We start from the raw sequence: 580 nt of genomic DNA on the forward strand, positions 1-580 counted from the left end.
TCTGGCCCGGCCGGCGCGCCAGGGGAAGCCCCGCCGGCCGCCCGGCGCGCCGCCGCCGCCACGGCCCGCCCCCGCGCCCGGGCGGTAGCGGAGCGCGGAACCGTGACCGGATGGGGCGCCGGGTGACCGGGGCGTGAACGCCCGGCGGGGCGGCCGCGTGCCACACCGGCCGGGGCGCCCCCGCTCCGGCCGGGCGCCGCCCCCATGATGGCCCCGCGATGCACCAGCCGCTCGTCACCGCCCCCAGCGTCGATCTCCGCCGCCCGCAGGCGGTGGCGGTGGTGCTGGCGGAAGCGGACCCGGCGCTGCTGGTCCGCTGCCTCGGCGCGCTGGCGCTGCAGCGCACGCGGGAAGGGCTGTACCTGGCGCCGGAAGCCTTCGGCGTCGTCCTCGCCCCGCTGGCCGGGGCCGGGCCGGTGCGCCGGGCCCTGCAGGTGCTCGGCCCCACCCTGCCCTTCACCGTCCGCCTGATGCCGCCGGCCGCGGCGGAGGCCTGGGCGCTGCGCGCGGCGCTGGCGGCGGCGGGCGACTGGCTGGGCGGCCGCGGTGCGGTCCTGCTGACCGGGACGCGGGCGGTGCC

General features: G+C 82.9%; 1 protein-coding gene. It reads left to right on the top strand.

What is annotated here, in order from left to right; all coding sequences use genetic code 11:
• Window positions 1-218 precede the first annotated feature (218 nt).
• The coding region (locus tag E2C05_RS32370) for a hypothetical protein (protein WP_205083307.1) at window positions 219-580 on the top strand (362 nt) is incomplete at its 3' end.

Source organism: Paracraurococcus ruber (assembly GCF_004353985.1).
GTDB lineage: Bacteria > Pseudomonadota > Alphaproteobacteria > Acetobacterales > Acetobacteraceae > Paracraurococcus > Paracraurococcus ruber.